Genomic DNA, 15,582 nt, shown 5'->3' with positions numbered 1-15,582 from the left:
AATGAGTCTATTATCTATCCGTCTATCATCTATTATCTGAATTAGAAAAATATATTTTGAATACAAGCCTTATCTTTATTACTTTTACCACATAAACCAAATTACTCATGTCACAAACAGTTTTATCTTTAAAAAACGTTACGATTTATCAGGAAAAGAAAGTGATTTTATCACAAGTTAACCTTGAAGTAAAAGAAGGCGAATTCCTTTATATCATTGGTAAAACAGGTACGGGTAAAAGTAGTTTTATGAAAACTTTATACGGAGATTTGCCTTTGACTGAAGGTTCCGGAACTATTGTGGGCTATGATTTGGTGAACTTAAAGGAAAATGACATTCCGTTTTTGAGAAGAAAGATTGGGATTGTTTTTCAGGACTTTCAATTATTGCACGATAGAAGCGTAAACAAAAACATGTTGTTCGTTTTAAAAGCTACCGGTTGGAGTGATGAAAAAGCGATGCAAGACAAAATCGACGAAGTTTTAGAAAAAGTTGGTTTAAAAGGAATTGCCAACAAAATGCCGCACCAACTTTCGGGCGGAGAACAACAAAGAGTAGCGATTGCGAGAGCATTATTGAACGATCCGGAATTAATCCTAGCAGATGAACCAACGGGAAATTTAGACCCGCAAACAAGCGCGGAAGTTTTGGCTGTATTGAAAAAAATTAACGAAAATGGCAAAACGGTAATTATGGCTACGCACGATTATGCGGTGATTATGAAATTCCCATCGAAAACGTTGAAATGTGAAGACAATACTATTTTTGAAGTCGTTCAGAAGACGGTTTAATCCCATTCACATCGGTTAAAAACTTAGCCAATAGCAAAATTACAAACGGAAAAGTCACGAGGTGAAATCTATCGCCTTGACCACACGACACTCCTGACAACACAATAATATAAGTAATAAAAAACGCTATAAAAAAGTACAGACGTTCTTTTTTGTAGTACTTGAATAAAAAGTAGGCGGAAAGCAATATCGCCAGCAAAGTAAAGATTCTGTTTTGCCATTTGGTCACCTCAAAAACTAACGATTTCCAAAACGAAAAGTTATCTTTATTCTCATGATTTATCAAATTTTCAATGCAAACATTTCCGGTTATTGAATTATCGAGTACATCATCAAAATAGGCTTTTATCAAATTCGGAAAATTGTTTTTAACTTGGTCTTTAAGATCTTCCGTTGCCACTTTCTTTTGGTCAGTAAAATTCAGACCAAACAAATATTCTCCTCTCGGATTGTTCCTTCCAATGTATTCCTGCCCGTTTTCATAACATTTCGCTTTAGTACAAAGATAATTGTGATAGGTCACACCGTCAATGTAGCTGATGGTAAAATCGCCATACTGCACGCGCATTCCCACTACTTGAATGGCAATCATTAATAGACTTCCATACACAAAAATCATGCTTTTTGACTTGTAGTTTCTAAAAACTTCTTTGATAAAAAACAGTGTAATTATAATTGCAAAAAACTTAGCGCCCGGTTTGACCAACATACTCGACAATACTAAAGCCAAAGCCAATGACAGATACCAAAACTTCTTGGTTTTATAATATTGGAACAATAAATAAAAGGCCAACATGATGAAAAAAACAAAAATGTTTTCGGTCAAAATGTGAAAATTCCAAATGATATTTCCCAAGAAAAAAAAAGGAAAAATCGCAAACACAAAAGCCACTTTTTCTTTGACAAAATACTTCGCAATTTCAAATAGAAGTATCGAAGTGCCTAACCAACAAAAAACATTGACCAACAAACTCCATTGAAAAATTCCGGCATCTGAACTTCCGAATAAATACGGAAATCCGGTAATAAAAGCCATCACCATCGGTCGGTAATAATGACCTGTGAATTTATGATACATCTTTTGGGCTGATTCCAAATAGTTCTCACAATCGGGATAAACTTTGGTTTGCAGGTCTAATTGCAAAAGAAAGTTTAAGGTTTCCAAACAAAACAAACCCACAATAATAATAAGGAAATGATAACGGTATTTTTTCCAAAAGGAAGTCAAACTATTCTTATTTGTTGTCAACATACTGATTTTATTTGAAGTCTATTGTAAATCTACAGTAAAAAATATACCTGAATTTGAAGGGTTATACAACTAAAATTTACAATTAAAAATAGCTGAACGAAAATCCATGTAAATTAAGATTTACTAAATCAATTCGGTTCATAGTGCTAATATTACCAAAAAATATATTTCTTTGTAAAGGTATTATTAAATTCCGCTTTTGTAAATGATTTCAATCCTTATTCCAACATACAACTTCAACACTTTACCTTTAGTACAGGAATTGCACAATCAAATCCTTTTGGAAAATATCGAATTTGAAATCATCGTTCAAGATGATGCTTCTCCGGTCAACGAAAATACGGAAATCAACTCAAAGATAAACCAACTGAAAAACTGTCGTTTTGAGCGCAATGAAACCAATTTAGGTCGTGGACAAAACAGAAATGCCTTGGTAGCGAAAGCCCAATATGATTGGATTTTATTAATGGATTGCGACATGTTTCCCAAGAGTAAAAACTTCATCAAAATTTATTTAAAAAGCATTAGTAAAAAAGACAAACAAGCCGTTTTTGGAGGTATTATTTATTTTGATGAAAAACCTAAAGATAATGAAGTCCTGAGATGGGTTTTTGGCAAAAACAGAGAAGAAATTCCGTTAAAAAAAAGATTGACAAATCCTTATCATTATACTTTAATCTCGAATATTTTAGTCCAAAAAAAATGGGTAATGGCACATCCTTTTGACAATAACATTTACAATTATGGTTATGAAGATGTGGTCTTAATTTTAGGCTTTAAAAGTAATAACATTCCCATACACCATATCGAAAATCCGGCCTTTCATCTGAATCTAGAAACATCTTCCGTTTTTTTAGAGAAATCGCATTGTTCTTTGGAGAATTTGAAACACATTATTGACAAGAAAATCATCGAACCCAATGATACTGCTTTGATTAAAATGTATGCTAAACTCGAAAAATTGAAATTGGTAAAAACGACAGCGTTTCTATTCAAAATTTTAAAAAAGTATTTCATTAAAAATTTGCTTTCAAAAAACCCATCCATTTTTATATTTGACGTTTATCGTTTAGGTTATTTTTGCCAATTAAACTCACGCTGATGCCCAATTTTTCAATAGTTATAACGGTTTACAACAAAGAAAACTTTGTAGGCGAAACGCTAGAAAGTGTTTTGAAACAAACGTATACCGACTTTGAAATAATCATTGTTAATGACGGCTCAACAGACAATAGCGAGACTGTTATCCAAACTTTTAAAGACAGTCGTATTCAATATTTTTTTCAAAAAAATGAAGGCGTTGCCAAAGCAAGAAACTTCGGAATTGAAAAAGCCCAAGGCGATTATGTTTGCTTTTTAGATGCCGATGATTATTGGAATTCGAATTTTCTGGAAACCATGCATTACTACTGTCAAAAACTTCCCGAACAAAAAGTGTTTGCGTGCGCAATTGAAGTGGAAACAGAGAATAAAACCTTTCCGGCGAATTATTCAATTGACAAAAAAGCAGATTTTGAAATCGTTGATTTTTTTACCGCAAGTCAAAAAGAATGTGTGCTTTGGACATCAAGTTCGGTTTTTCAAAAAAGTGTTTTTGAAAGCGTTGGACACTTTGACACCAATATCAAAAAAGGCGAAGACACTGAGTTATGGATTCGAATTGGCCTTCAATATCCGATTGTATTTCTTTGGCAGATTTTGGCCAAATATGTTTATGACAAAAGCAGTGTTTCCCGCAATCTGACTTACTTTTTTGAACCTTATACTTTTGAAAAATACGCTTTAGAAGAAAAGAAAAATCCAAAACTGAAACAATACTTGGATTTGAACCGATTTTCAGCCGTAATTAAATGCAAATTGAACGGTGATTTTGAAACAGCAAAATTACTTTACAAAGAAATCGATTTGGAAAAAATAGGCTGGAAAAAAGAAATCCTATTGCAATTGCCAAGTCTCTTATTAAAATCCTTGATTAGTTTCAAAAACTTTTTAGCTAAAATAGGTTTGGGAAAATCAGTTTTTAGATAACAAAAACTCCTCGTAATCACGAATATAATCGGCTTCTACAAAAACTTCCGAAGCAATGACCAAACAAACCGAACCTGAAGAAAAATTCTCCAATTCGCGCCAAATGCCTTGCGGAATTAACAAACCTTGATTGGGTTTATTCAAAGTCACCTTTTTTTCACTTTGTCCATCATTCAGAATAACATCAAAACTACCGCTTAACGCCACCAAAAACTCCTGTTGTTCTTTGTGCGAATGACCACCACGCCGGCTGCCACTGGGAATATCATACAAATAATAAACACGCTTCATCTCAAAAGGAATAACCTCATTTTCTATAACAGAAAGATTCCCACGCGTGTCGTGAACTTTAGGAATTTCGATGATTTTGGCGTCGTTTATACTAGTCATTTGCTTTTAATAAATTTTGCCATTGATGGGCAATGGTTGTCAAAGATAAATGTTCTACACTTTTCTGAGCATTATTTTTACAGTTTTGGTATAAATTTTCGTCTTCAATCATCAAATTCATGGCTTCCGCCAAAGCTTTTGGGTTGTGATTTTCTACTAATAATCCGTTGACTTTATTTTGCACAATTTCTCTTGGACCGGTTTCGCAATCTACTGAAATCACAGGCGTTCCAACGGCTAAAGATTCCACCAAGGACATCGGGAAACCTTCAAAATAACTGGTCAAAACCGTAGCTCTTGCATTTTGAATGTAAGGAACAATGTCTTTTTGAAAAGGCAACACTTTAACAAAATCGTTGAGATTTTTGCTTTTGATTTTAGCCAAAATAGCGTCTTTATCAGAACCATCGCCTACTAAAAGTAAACTAACTTTTTTCTCTTGAAGTTTAGAGATTTCATAAGATTCAATCAGCAAAGTCAAGTTCTTGATTTTGTCTTCCAATCTTCCAAAAAATATAAAATAGCTTTGCGGAACATTGTTTGGTTTGTCAAAAACGGTTTCGGTAAAAACTACCGGATTGTAAATGGTTGTTGTATTGTTAAAGCCATATTTGGCGTTGACTTTTTCTTCGATTTCATTGGAAACAAATACCAATTGCGTCGCCTTTTGATAAAGATATTTGGCCCAAAAAACAGATTTCGGCAAATACATTTCAATATCTGAACTGTGAATCATGAAATAGGTTTTTCGATTGCCGTAAATCCATTTGGTGAAAATTTCACGCAATAACATTGGTCGAGACCGTATGTCGATTATGGTTTCGATTTGGTTTTCGTGCAAGTATTGGGCAATATATTTTCCCTTTTTAATCGCTCTAAAAACACCTTTTTCTTGGGCAAACAATTGTCCTAAATTGACCAATTTGCCTTGATATTCATAATCTACGAAATCCAAAATGATGATATGATGTACTTCATACCCTAAATTGTGCAACATCAATCCTAACAAACTGGCAAAACGCTCAGCGCCGCCAACACCAAGTGAAGCGGAAACTATAGCGATTTTATTGTTGTTTTTCATTTCTTACTTATATTGCAGAGATATTTTTTCAAAACGACATCAATTTTTGTCAGCGTAAATATAGGTAAACACGTTTAAAAATTGATATGGAGTTTACCTCTGACCTTAGAAACAATAACAAAAACAGAAGAAATATAGGAACATAATGAAGATTTTACTCATTGGAGAATACAGTCGGCTACACAATTCTTTAAAAGAAGGTTTGCTCGAGTTGGGAAACGAAGTTACTATCTTGGGATTCAAAGATGGCTTCAAGGATTTTCCCGTTGATTTTCCTTTGGTTAAAAAATGGGATTACGGTTTTTTGAAAAAAGTGAAATTGGGGGTTTTAAAACTGACCGGATTTGACATTTCTTCTTATTTAACGTATAAACAATTTCAGCAAAACCAACAGTATTTTCAAGGATTTGATGTGGTACAACTCATTAATGAAAACAGTTTTTTTTGCGACTTCCAATACGAGAAAAAGATTTTAAACTATCTTTTCAAAAACAATAAAAAGGTCTTTTTACTTTCTGCCGGAGATGATTATGAATATGTGAATTACAATTTTAACCATCCGGAAAACCCTTCGATCGTACAACCTTATTTGGACGGAAAAATTGCAGATAAAGCCTTTTCAAATGTTTTAAAATTCAGAAGAAAATCGTTTGAAAAACTACATGACTTTATTTATCAAAACATTCAAGGTGTGATTGCCACCGACATTGATTATCACATTCCATTACAAAATCATCCCAAATATTTAGGTTTGATTCCGAGTCCGATTAATTTAACAAAATTTCCTGAAAGCGAATTAAAAATCGGTGACAGAATTATTATTTTTCATGGGATTAACCGTGAAAGTTATTTCAAAAAAGGCAATGATTATTTTGAAAAAGCACTGGAAATAGTTCAGCAAAAATACAACGCCAAAATTGATGTTTTTGTAACCGAAAATGTGCCTTACAACGATTACATCAACCGCTACAATCAAGCGCATATCGTTTTAGATCAATTATACGGTCACGACCAAGGCAGCAACGCATTGGAAGCGATGGCAAAAGGCAAAGTGGTTTTTACCAACGCGAGTAAAACTTTTGAAAATCATTACAATCTAAAGGATAAAGTAGCTGTCAATGCACTTCCTGAGGTAGATTATTTGGTTACCCAATTGTCATTCTTAATTGAAAATCCGGAAGCGATAAAAAATATGGGGCAACGAGCTCGAAAATTTATTAAAAAAGAGCATGATTATCTGACTGTTGCCGGGAAATTTTTAGCCGTTTGGCACCGATAATTACACTTTCAACCATTGTTCTAATTGACTCATCTCACCTTGCCAATCTCTGGCTATATTACTTTTTAACAATTTTGCAGGAATACCGCCGATAAGTACATTTTGTCCAAAAGAAGTATAATCTTTAGTACACAAACTGTTTGAAGCAATTGTACAAAAATCAGGTGTATTGGTATTGGACAAAATGGTCACTCTGTTGCTAATATAATTGTAGTTCCCTAATTTTATTGGCGCAGTAAACGGATATTTTTCACCCGAAACAGTATCAATCATTTGGTGAACAGTCGTGTCGGAAAGTTGGGATTCGTAACCTATTCTCGCAAAGTCACCCAAAGTGATTTTATCAAAACAAATGATTTTTCCGCTATGGCCTAAAGACGACATATTGCCCATTGCTAAAATGGCATTTGGACCAACATGAACCAAATAATCTTTCCCGAATTGGACATGTCCATTAAAAATCATTTTGCCTTCTAAATTAAATTCCGCAATACCTTTGGAACGGGAAATAATTTCGTAAGGCTGACCAAAGCCAATCATTCCTGATTTTATGGGTGCATTGAGAATTATTTCGCCGGAAATGTTTTTGAGTTTTACACTACCGTAAAAGTAAATCGGAAGTTTTTTAGCCAAGGAAAAAGGAAACTTTTTAAAATTAAAATACAGCGTTTTTGTCCAATTGATGGAGCAATAAAATTGTATTTTCTGATATAAGTTTCTTAACATTCCCATATTTATTCTTTCTTTCCGGAAAATAAATCTTTAAAATTCAGCCTTTTATTCAATTGGACAAATGAAAATCCCAACGAAATCAGGATTAAAACTGACAGCAATATATACTTTAAAATAATCGATTCAATATTTAAAGATAAAAAAGTTCCCAAACAGATAAAAGTACAATACGAAAATAACCGGTAAAATTCCTTATCAAATTCAAAATCATATCGCTTTGCGGTAATTAATTTCAATCCGAAAAAATGAATAATATAATTAACCAAAAAAGTAATCCCTAATCCTTCCAATCCATAGAAATAAAATCCTAAAATATTGATTATTAAAAATAAGGAATTAAAAAAAACAGACGTTTTAATAAATATTCCGGAATCTCCTTTGGCAATCAAAACATAACCCATCGACCAAGAAACCGCTTTGACAATCATGCCCAAAATACCCCAACAAACCAAAGGCACAATCGGTAAAAACTCTTTAGAATAAAGCAATCGAATAACTGTTGGTGCAAATACCAAAAACACTACAACGATTGGAGTCAACAATAAAACAGCAATGATAGATTGTTCTGTAACTAACTTTTTTACCTTAAGGTTATCGTGACAAACTTTAGCTAATCTTGGATAATAATCGGTTGCCATCGCAGTAAAAATCACACCAACATAAGTATTCAAAATCGTAAAACCGGCGCTGTAAAACCCAACTTCGGAAACACTTTTATAATGGCTGATAAAAACCTGAAGTAAATAGGAAGACAAAGTAGTTAGTAAACCAATTAAACTAAGCGAAAAACCAAGTATAATGAGTTGTTTTCCTTCAACAAAAACTTCTTTATTGGTCAACTTGACATTCTCAATTTTGATTTTTGCCCTAAAATAAAAAGCAACCATCATCGCTATCAAAGAAGAAATGACAATCGATGGCACAATTCCGTTTATTTTAAACCAATAGTACAAAGGAAGTGAAACCAGCAATCCCAATAAATTACCCAATAAATTGGCTTTTGCCAAATATTGAATCTTGCTTAATCCCTGAAGAACAACTAAACTTCCGTTGGTTAATTGCTTAAATAACAAGGTAGAAGCAATTAAAACAAAGGCTAAAGTATATTGATCATTTCCAAAAGTCAGTCGGCTTAAAAATGGAGATAAAACAGCTACCGAAATCGCTCCCAAAATACCTGTAATCCAAATCAGTCTTTTAAGAATTGACACTTCTTTGGCTAATGATTCGGGATTATTCTCAGCGGCTGAGATGGCTTTAACACCACTGGTTTCTATACCTGCGTTGGTGAAACTTCCAATTAAATTGATTGCCGAATTGAATAATCCGATAAGCCCAATTCCAGCCGGACCGATTAGTATTGCAATAATTTTGGAACGGACTAAAGAAATTACAATACTAAAAACCTGTACACTTCCAAAAATAGAGGTTGATTTGATGATTTGTCGGTATGAAGATTGGGCATCCGTCATGAAATCAATACTGATTTAAAATTTGAATCACACTCGTTACTTCTTCCTCAGTCATCACCGGACTCAAAGGCAAACTCAATACTTCGCGATGAATTTTTTCTGTGATGGGAAATGAAAGCGAATTCCATTGTGCTAACGCTTTTTGTTGGTGTGACGGAATCGGATAATGAATTAGTGTTTCTATATTTTTTTGTTTCAAATAATCTTGTAAATCTTCTCTGTTTTGGGTTCGAATCACAAACAAATGAAAAACATGATTATTACTTCCATTCCAATAGGGCAAAGTGATTTTATCGTTTTTGATTTCGGCTACATAGCGTTTGACAATAGCCTTTCTTTTCTGATTTTCAGTGTCTAAATGAGGTAATTTAACATTTAAAAAAGCGGCTTGCAATTCGTCTAAACGAGAATTAATTCCTATAAATTCGTTGTAATATTTTTGTTCCGAACCATAATTCCGCAAAGCGAAAATTACTTTGGCCAAATCGGCATCATTGGTTGTAATTCCACCGGCATCGCCTAAAGAACCAAGATTCTTCGCGGGATAAAAACTAAATGCCGCTGCATTAGAGAGATTTCCGGATTTTCGCAATTCGTAATTCGTAATTTGTGATTCGTAATTCATTGCTGCGCCATGAGCTTGCGCCGCATCTTCAACAACCAATAAATTATGTTGCTTGGCGATACTATTTATTTTATCCATTTCGGCCAGTTGTCCATAAAGATGAACTGCTAAAATAGCTTTTGTTTTTGACGTTATTCTTTCTGCAATTAAATCGGGATTGAGATTGTAGGTTTCCAACTTTGGTTCCACCAATACCGGAACCAAATCCGCTTGCAAAATGGCTAAAATACTGGCAATATAAGTATTCGCAGGAACGATAACTTCATCGTCTTTTTGCAGTTTTCCGAGTTGGATATACCCTTTAAAAATTAAAACCATCGCATCCAATCCGTTGCCTACGCCGATGCAATATTTAGCACCACAATATTGGGCAAAATCACGTTCGAAAGTTTTGACTTCGTCGCCTAAAACAAACCAACCTTTATCCAAAAACTGTTGCATTTTTTCTTGAAATGCGGTTTGATAAGGCAAATTGATTTTATGTAAGTCGAGGAATTTTATCATATCAAAACATTTTCTAATAACCCATAATTGCTTGTTTTCACTTCATAAAAATCTTGAACAACGGTTTTAGCGCCAAAACTTTCTTTCCAAAACAAAATACCTTCATTGATTTTCTTGCCGTTTTCTTCGTGTGACGGACCAAAATCAAAATAGATTTTATCTTTAAAAACTTCGGTTATCAAATGGTTGTAAAGAAAATCTAAACTTCCCAATTCGTTCTTTTTTTCATTGCCTGAAATGTATTGTGGATGTGCCACATTATCGGTAATAAAAACCGTTGTTCCTGCCACAATTTTATCTTCGTGATAGACATTAAAATGCCAAATATTATTTGGGAATTTTTGTTGTAATTTTATTATTTCTTCTACTGAATGCACTGGTTTGGCTTGGTGCTTTTTGTCTAAATTCGGAATCAAAATTTCGTTCCAAAAAAGGTCAAACTTCAATTCTTTCTTGATGACTAAATCGTTTTTTATACCACGTCGCAAACTCTCTTTTCGGGTTTTTGTAAAAGAAAATGGTTTCTTAAGGTCAATTACCGACAAACAATCTCTTCGGATTAATTGGGCTTTCGCCAAAAACAAAGCATATTCAATCTCCTCAGAAAAGAAACAATTATAAATACTTGGAACTAATTTCAACTGAAAACTTTCGAACTGATTTAGGCTTAAAAAAGCCAAAACTGATTTGACTACAGTAATGACTTCACCTAATTTTACCTTTTCTCCAAAAACAAAACCGCCGTAAGTCAGGCCTTGGTGAGAAAAAAGCGTATTATCTTTAACATTCGCCGGAAGTACCGAAACCAATTTTTGTCCTTCAAAAACCATTAAAGAATAGTCTTCAAACCGATCAGCATGGTATTCCATAAAATCGCGATGAAACAAAAAAGTAGCATTTTTGGCCGTGCCGATAAAAGCATTCCAAAGCAAAAAATCGTCCGAATGATAACGTCTAACAGTATAGTTTTTCACAAGTGTGGTTTAAACTTTGGAAAATTAAACATTTATTTTTTAATAGCATTCATTGGGCAAAAAATATGAAATCCAAAATAATTACTTAATTTTAGCCTACTAAATTTAAAATTGCCTTGAATTTAAAACGTATATTACTCTGTTTTATTGCCTTACACTTCAATATTTACGGCGTGAGCGGACAAGATATTTCCCTTTATGAACAATTCAACGGAAGGTATGATTTTACCTTTTTGGGCAACACTTTAAATACTCAGGAAAACAACAGTACTTTGAACTCTGTGACCGTTACTTCTTCTGCGGCTAACTTGAATCTTAGCCCGACTGATGTCATCGAAAAAGCATATCTATATTGGGCCGGATGTGGTGATGGGGATTTTGAAGTAACCTTAAATACAACAACTATTACACCCGATAGGACTTTTAGTTACAGTAGGAATTTTGACGGCACCATTTTTACTTACTTTAGTGCTTTTAAAGATGTTACTACACAAGTACAAAACACCGGAAACGGCACTTATACTTTGTCTAATCTTGATATTTCCCCTTTTGAAGACTTGCATTTACAAAGAAGAACCAATTTTGCCGGATGGGCTATTGTGATTATTTACAAAAACCCAAATTTACCTTTAAATCAAATCAATGTTTATGACGGTTTAGAAGGCGTTCCCGATGAGCTATCAATAACCTTAACCAATTTAAATGTCATTGACAACCTCAATTCTAAAGTTGGTTTTTTAGCTTGGGAAGGCGATGCGGCATTGGCCACAGAAGAATTTAGGATCAATGGTGATTTGCTGAGCAATCCCTTAAATCCGGCCACTAATGTTTTTAACGGAACCAATTCTGTTACCGGGAACACCACTATGTTTAATATGGATTTAGATATTTATAACATACAAAATCTTATTGCTGTTGGAGATACAGCTGCTGAAATATCGCTTACTTCCTTTCAGGATTTTGTGATGATAAACTCGGTTGTAACCAAGCTAAACAACCAGTTACCCGATGCCAGTGTGACTATAAATTCAGTCAACAAAGAATGCAATTCGAGAACCATAGTAGTGACTTATACGGTTTCTAATTTGAATTGTACCGGTCCGCTACCGGCTGAAACACCGATTTCAATTTACATCAACGGACAATTAGTCGATGTTACTGAAACCACTACATCCATTCCGATTGACGGATTTATCACAGCACAAGTAACTATTGTTTTACCCATTTGGGTTCCCAATAATTTTGAAATCAAATTCGTAGCAGATGACAAAGGCGACGGAACAGGTATCGTTAATGAGTTAGTGGAAAATAACAATATTTTTTTAGCCAATGAAGCGCTTTACACTTCGCCCACTTTTAATGATTTAGGAAACTTAGTTTCTTGTAACGAAGGCTTTACGCAAGCCACTTTTGATTTCTCAGCTTATGAAGTATTGGTCAAAACTGATCCCGAAGACAGTGTCGCTTTTTACGAAACTGAAGAAGATGCTATTAACGGCGTTAGCCCTATTTTAAATACTTCCAATCATGTTGCTACCGCTACGCCAAAAGAAATTTATGTTAGAATAGACAACCAAAATTGTTATGCAATAACCTCATTTTTCTTGACCAGTCGAAATTGTCCGCCAACCGTTTACAACTTTGTTTCTGTTAATAATGACACGCTAAACGAATCTTTCACCATTGGAGGTTTACAAAATATCTTCTTGAATTATAAAATAGAAATTTATAATCGTTGGGGAAAATTAGTTTGGACCGGTAATCAGAACACTCAAAATTGGGATGGCTATATCAAAGATGGATTAGGAACCAAAAATGCTCCTGATGGAACCTATTTCTATTTATTGTATCTAAATGACCCTGATTATCCAAAACCTTTAAGCGGTTATGTGTATTTAGTTCATTAATAAGAAAAACTTAGTAATTTTGTCCTGTAACTTCAAGATTACAACTGCCTAATGAAACAAATCACCAGCGCTCAAAATCCTTTTATCAAATCTTTGGTTCTGCTACAAGACAAAGCCAAAGCCAGAAAACAATCCGGCACTTTCTTAATTGAAGGTGTTCGCGAAATTGAATTGGCTATCAAAGGAAATTACGAATTGGAAACGATACTAATTTGCACGGAATTAGTTGATTTATCTAACCATCTAATAATACAAAAATCGAATAGTCCAATAATAGAAATTTCCAAAGAAGTCTATCAAAAACTCGCTTACAGAGATACAACAGAAGGTATTTTAGCGGTCGCCAAAATCAAATCTTTACAACTTTCTGATTTAAAATTACCCGAAAACCCGTTAATTGTAGTGATGGAAGCCATTGAAAAACCGGGAAACATTGGCGCTATGTTGCGCACTTGTGATGCCGCCAAAGTGGATGCCGTAATCATCGCCAATCCAAAAACGGATTTATACAACCCCAATATAGTTCGCTCCAGCGTTGGATGTTTGTTTACCAACCAAATAGCAACTGCCACCACAGAAGAAACGATCAATTTTTTAATCAAAAACAACATCAATTTTTATAGCGCAACGTTACAAAATTCAACGGCATACCATACCCAAAACTATAATTTACCTACCGCATTGGTCGTTGGCACAGAAGCCACAGGACTATCCCAACTTTGGCGCGATAAAGCCACTCAAAACATCATTATCCCTATGCAAGGCGAAATCGACAGCATGAATGTTTCTGTTGCCGCAGCGATTTTGATTTTTGAAGCCAAACGCCAACGAGGATTTTAAATTAAGATAACCAATTTTAGAATTTTAACGCTAAATTGTCTCTCTGAGCGCAGTCGAAGGGTTTTGTCAATAAAAAATAACCATGAAAAAAGTACTATTAATTGCGGTTTCCATTTTAACTTTTGGAACCAATACAGCCCAAATTACAGAAAAAGAAGTAGATGTTCTGGTTGAAAATACCTTAAAAACCTTTAATGTTCCGGGCATCGCTGTTGGAATTGTCAAGGATGGAAAATTGGTTTTCGCCAAAGGTTATGGCGTAACCAACATCAAAACCCAACAAAAAGTGGATGCCAATACGTTATTCGGAATCGCTTCGAATAGTAAAGCATTTACCGCATCGGCTTTGGCGATTTTAGTAGATGAAGGCAAAATCAATTGGGATGATAAAGTCCAAAAATATTTGCCGGAGTTTAAAATGTATAATGAATATGTAACCAATGAATTCACCATTCGTGACTTATTAACGCACAGAAGCGGACTCGGTTTAGGCGCCGGAGATTTAATGATTTGGCCTGACGGACATGATTTCACCCCTAAGGATATTGTCAAAAATATTCAATATTTAAAACCGGTTTCAGGCTTCAGAACCAAATATGATTACGATAATTTGCTTTATGTTATTGCCGGTGAAGTCATTGAAAAAGTATCCGGAAAAACCTGGTGTGAATATGTTGAAGAACGTTTGATGAAACCTATTGGCATGAACAAAAGTGCGGCTTCATGGTCAAGATTAAAAGATACTACTAATACCATCGTTCCGCATGTGCCAACCAACGGAAAACTGGAAATTGTACCGAGGTATACCAATCACATTTTTGACGCTGCTGCCGGTTTGTATGCTTCTGTGAATGATTTAAGCCAATGGCTGATTGTGCAAATGAACAAAGGAAAATATGGGGAAAACCAACAACTTTTCAGTGAAAAACAATGGAAAGAAATGTGGACACCACAAACTATTTTACCGATGGGAAAGACTTATCCTTATATTTCTAACTTCAGAAATTACGGTTTAGGCTGGCGTTTGGAAGACATCAATAGCCATTTACAAGTTTCTCACACCGGCGGTTTGGACGGAATTGTAACGCAAACCATCATGATTCCGGATGTTAATTTAGGAATTATTGTTTTAACCAATCAACAAAGTGGCACAGCTTTTATGGTCATTTCCAATACTATTAAAGACAGTTATTTAGGCTTGCCCAAGTTTGACCATTTGGCTTATTTGGGTCAGGAAAGAAAAGCCAAAGAAGACGATGCCGATAAAATAACTGACCAAATTTGGGCAAAAGTAGCTCAAAACGCTAAAGATAAAATCAAAATCGATTTCAAAAAATACATTGGCATTTACAACGATAAGTGGTTCGGCGAAGTCAGCATTTTCGAAAAGAAAGGCAAATTATACTTTGCTTCTAAACGTTCGAAAAGATTAATTGGGGAAATTTTCTTTTACAAAGACCAAAATTTTGTCGTAAAATGGGATGTTAGAAGTTTTAATGCCGATTCGCATATTTTCTTTGATTTAGACACAAATGGACAAGTCAATCACTTCAAAATGGAAGCCATTTCGCCTTTAACAGATTTTAGTTATGACTTCCATGATTTGGATTTTAGTCGCGCAAAATAAACTTTCTTACTGAAATTCAATCCATTGCATTTTTGTTCTCGAAGTTTCGGAATTCTCTCTTGAATTTGCCTTATAAGAGT

General features: G+C 34.4%; 14 protein-coding genes. 7 read left to right on the top strand and 7 right to left on the bottom strand.

The features are described 5' to 3' along the window. Positions 1-107: 107 nt before the first annotated feature. Positions 108-791 (top strand): cell division ATP-binding protein FtsE, encoded by a 684-nt coding sequence (locus B3C16_RS04525; protein WP_121314554.1) that lies wholly within the window; start codon positions 108-110, stop codon positions 789-791. Here B3C16_RS04525 and B3C16_RS04520 read toward each other — a convergent pair. Next, complete coding sequence (locus B3C16_RS04520; RefSeq protein ID WP_291129245.1) at positions 760-2,043, bottom strand: glycosyltransferase family 39 protein; 1,284 nt, start codon at positions 2,041-2,043, stop codon at positions 760-762. The genes B3C16_RS04525 and B3C16_RS04520 overlap by 32 nt on opposite strands. Before the next feature lie 205 nt (positions 2,044-2,248). On the opposite strand from B3C16_RS04520, the gene B3C16_RS04515 reads away from it, so the two are divergent. Then, positions 2,249-3,145 carry a glycosyltransferase family 2 protein gene (locus tag B3C16_RS04515; protein WP_121314556.1) on the top strand — a complete coding sequence of 299 codons (897 nt, stop codon included), beginning with the start codon at positions 2,249-2,251 and terminating at the stop codon, positions 3,143-3,145. Then, positions 3,145-4,071, top strand: a complete 927-nt coding sequence (locus B3C16_RS04510; protein ID WP_291129242.1) for a glycosyltransferase family 2 protein — start codon at positions 3,145-3,147, stop codon at positions 4,069-4,071. Before B3C16_RS04515 ends, B3C16_RS04510 begins: the two co-directional genes overlap by 1 nt. On the opposite strand, the gene B3C16_RS04505 is transcribed toward B3C16_RS04510, so the two are convergent. Both B3C16_RS04505 and B3C16_RS04500 read right to left on the bottom strand, forming a co-directional pair. After that, a complete protein-coding gene (locus B3C16_RS04505; RefSeq protein ID WP_291129240.1) occupies positions 4,057-4,461 on the bottom strand; it encodes a sugar 3,4-ketoisomerase in 405 nt (134 codons plus the stop codon). The two genes, B3C16_RS04510 and B3C16_RS04505, sit on opposite strands and share 15 nt — an antisense overlap. Next, a complete protein-coding gene (locus B3C16_RS04500) occupies positions 4,454-5,542 on the bottom strand; it encodes a glycosyltransferase (RefSeq protein WP_291129238.1) in 1,089 nt (362 codons plus the stop codon). Before B3C16_RS04500 ends, B3C16_RS04505 begins: the two co-directional genes overlap by 8 nt. Before the next feature lie 145 nt (positions 5,543-5,687). Here B3C16_RS04500 and B3C16_RS04495 point away from each other — a divergent pair, with 145 nt between their 5' ends. Next, on the top strand, positions 5,688-6,821 hold the full coding sequence (locus B3C16_RS04495) for a glycosyltransferase (RefSeq protein WP_121314560.1): 1,134 nt from the start codon (positions 5,688-5,690) through the stop codon (positions 6,819-6,821). On the opposite strand, the gene B3C16_RS04490 is transcribed toward B3C16_RS04495, so the two are convergent. From B3C16_RS04490 to B3C16_RS04475, 4 genes are all read right to left on the bottom strand, one after another. Continuing rightward, on the bottom strand, positions 6,822-7,454 hold the full coding sequence (locus B3C16_RS04490) for an acyltransferase (RefSeq protein WP_233549852.1): 633 nt from the start codon (positions 7,452-7,454) through the stop codon (positions 6,822-6,824). A 101-nt stretch (positions 7,455-7,555) separates the two neighbouring features. Beyond that, positions 7,556-9,025, bottom strand: coding sequence for an oligosaccharide flippase family protein (locus tag B3C16_RS04485; RefSeq protein WP_121314562.1), 1,470 nt, complete (start codon positions 9,023-9,025; stop codon positions 7,556-7,558). Positions 9,026-9,029: 4 nt separating this feature from the next. Beyond that, positions 9,030-10,154 carry a DegT/DnrJ/EryC1/StrS family aminotransferase gene (locus B3C16_RS04480; protein WP_291129234.1) on the bottom strand — a complete coding sequence of 375 codons (1,125 nt, stop codon included), beginning with the start codon at positions 10,152-10,154 and terminating at the stop codon, positions 9,030-9,032. Continuing rightward, positions 10,151-11,128, bottom strand: coding sequence for a GNAT family N-acetyltransferase (locus tag B3C16_RS04475; RefSeq protein ID WP_121314564.1), 978 nt, complete (start codon positions 11,126-11,128; stop codon positions 10,151-10,153). The genes B3C16_RS04480 and B3C16_RS04475 overlap by 4 nt, the downstream gene beginning before the upstream one ends. A gap of 173 nt (positions 11,129-11,301) precedes the next feature. Between B3C16_RS04475 and B3C16_RS04470 the strand changes: the two genes are divergently transcribed. The 3 genes from B3C16_RS04470 to B3C16_RS04460 all read left to right on the top strand — a co-directional run bounded on the left by B3C16_RS04470 (position 11,302) and on the right by B3C16_RS04460 (position 15,502). Further along, entirely contained in the window at positions 11,302-13,035 is a 1,734-nt protein-coding gene (locus tag B3C16_RS04470; protein WP_291129231.1) for a gliding motility-associated C-terminal domain-containing protein, read from the top strand. A gap of 51 nt (positions 13,036-13,086) precedes the next feature. After that, positions 13,087-13,875 (top strand): TrmH family RNA methyltransferase, encoded by a 789-nt coding sequence (locus B3C16_RS04465; protein ID WP_291129229.1) that lies wholly within the window; start codon positions 13,087-13,089, stop codon positions 13,873-13,875. Positions 13,876-13,957: 82 nt separating this feature from the next. After that, positions 13,958-15,502 carry a serine hydrolase gene (locus B3C16_RS04460; protein ID WP_121314567.1) on the top strand — a complete coding sequence of 515 codons (1,545 nt, stop codon included), beginning with the start codon at positions 13,958-13,960 and terminating at the stop codon, positions 15,500-15,502. The last annotated feature ends 80 nt before the right edge of the window (positions 15,503-15,582 follow it).

It is taken from the genome of Flavobacterium sp. UBA7682 (assembly GCF_002482945.1).
In the GTDB taxonomy this organism is placed as follows: Bacteria; Bacteroidota; Bacteroidia; order Flavobacteriales; family Flavobacteriaceae; genus Flavobacterium.
The sequence above is the reverse complement of the archived record's forward strand: the minus strand, read 5'-3'. Positions and strand labels throughout refer to the sequence as shown.

Bases quoted from the DNA above. Each gene is read 5' to 3' on its own strand.
- B3C16_RS04525 (WP_121314554.1), top strand. From the start codon at position 108: ATGTCACAAACAGTTTTATCTTTAAAAAACGTTACGATTTATCAGGAA.
- B3C16_RS04520 (WP_291129245.1), bottom strand. From the start codon at position 2,043: ATGTTGACAACAAATAAGAATAGTTTGACTTCCTTTTGGAAAAAATAC.
- B3C16_RS04515 (WP_121314556.1), top strand. From the start codon at position 2,249: ATGATTTCAATCCTTATTCCAACATACAACTTCAACACTTTACCTTTA.
- B3C16_RS04510 (WP_291129242.1), top strand. From the start codon at position 3,145: ATGCCCAATTTTTCAATAGTTATAACGGTTTACAACAAAGAAAACTTT.
- B3C16_RS04505 (WP_291129240.1), bottom strand. From the start codon at position 4,461: ATGACTAGTATAAACGACGCCAAAATCATCGAAATTCCTAAAGTTCAC.
- B3C16_RS04500 (WP_291129238.1), bottom strand. From the start codon at position 5,542: ATGAAAAACAACAATAAAATCGCTATAGTTTCCGCTTCACTTGGTGTT.
- B3C16_RS04495 (WP_121314560.1), top strand. From the start codon at position 5,688: ATGAAGATTTTACTCATTGGAGAATACAGTCGGCTACACAATTCTTTA.
- B3C16_RS04485 (WP_121314562.1), bottom strand. From the start codon at position 9,025: ATGACGGATGCCCAATCTTCATACCGACAAATCATCAAATCAACCTCT.
- B3C16_RS04480 (WP_291129234.1), bottom strand. From the start codon at position 10,154: ATGATAAAATTCCTCGACTTACATAAAATCAATTTGCCTTATCAAACC.
- B3C16_RS04465 (WP_291129229.1), top strand. From the start codon at position 13,087: ATGAAACAAATCACCAGCGCTCAAAATCCTTTTATCAAATCTTTGGTT.
- B3C16_RS04460 (WP_121314567.1), top strand. From the start codon at position 13,958: ATGAAAAAAGTACTATTAATTGCGGTTTCCATTTTAACTTTTGGAACC.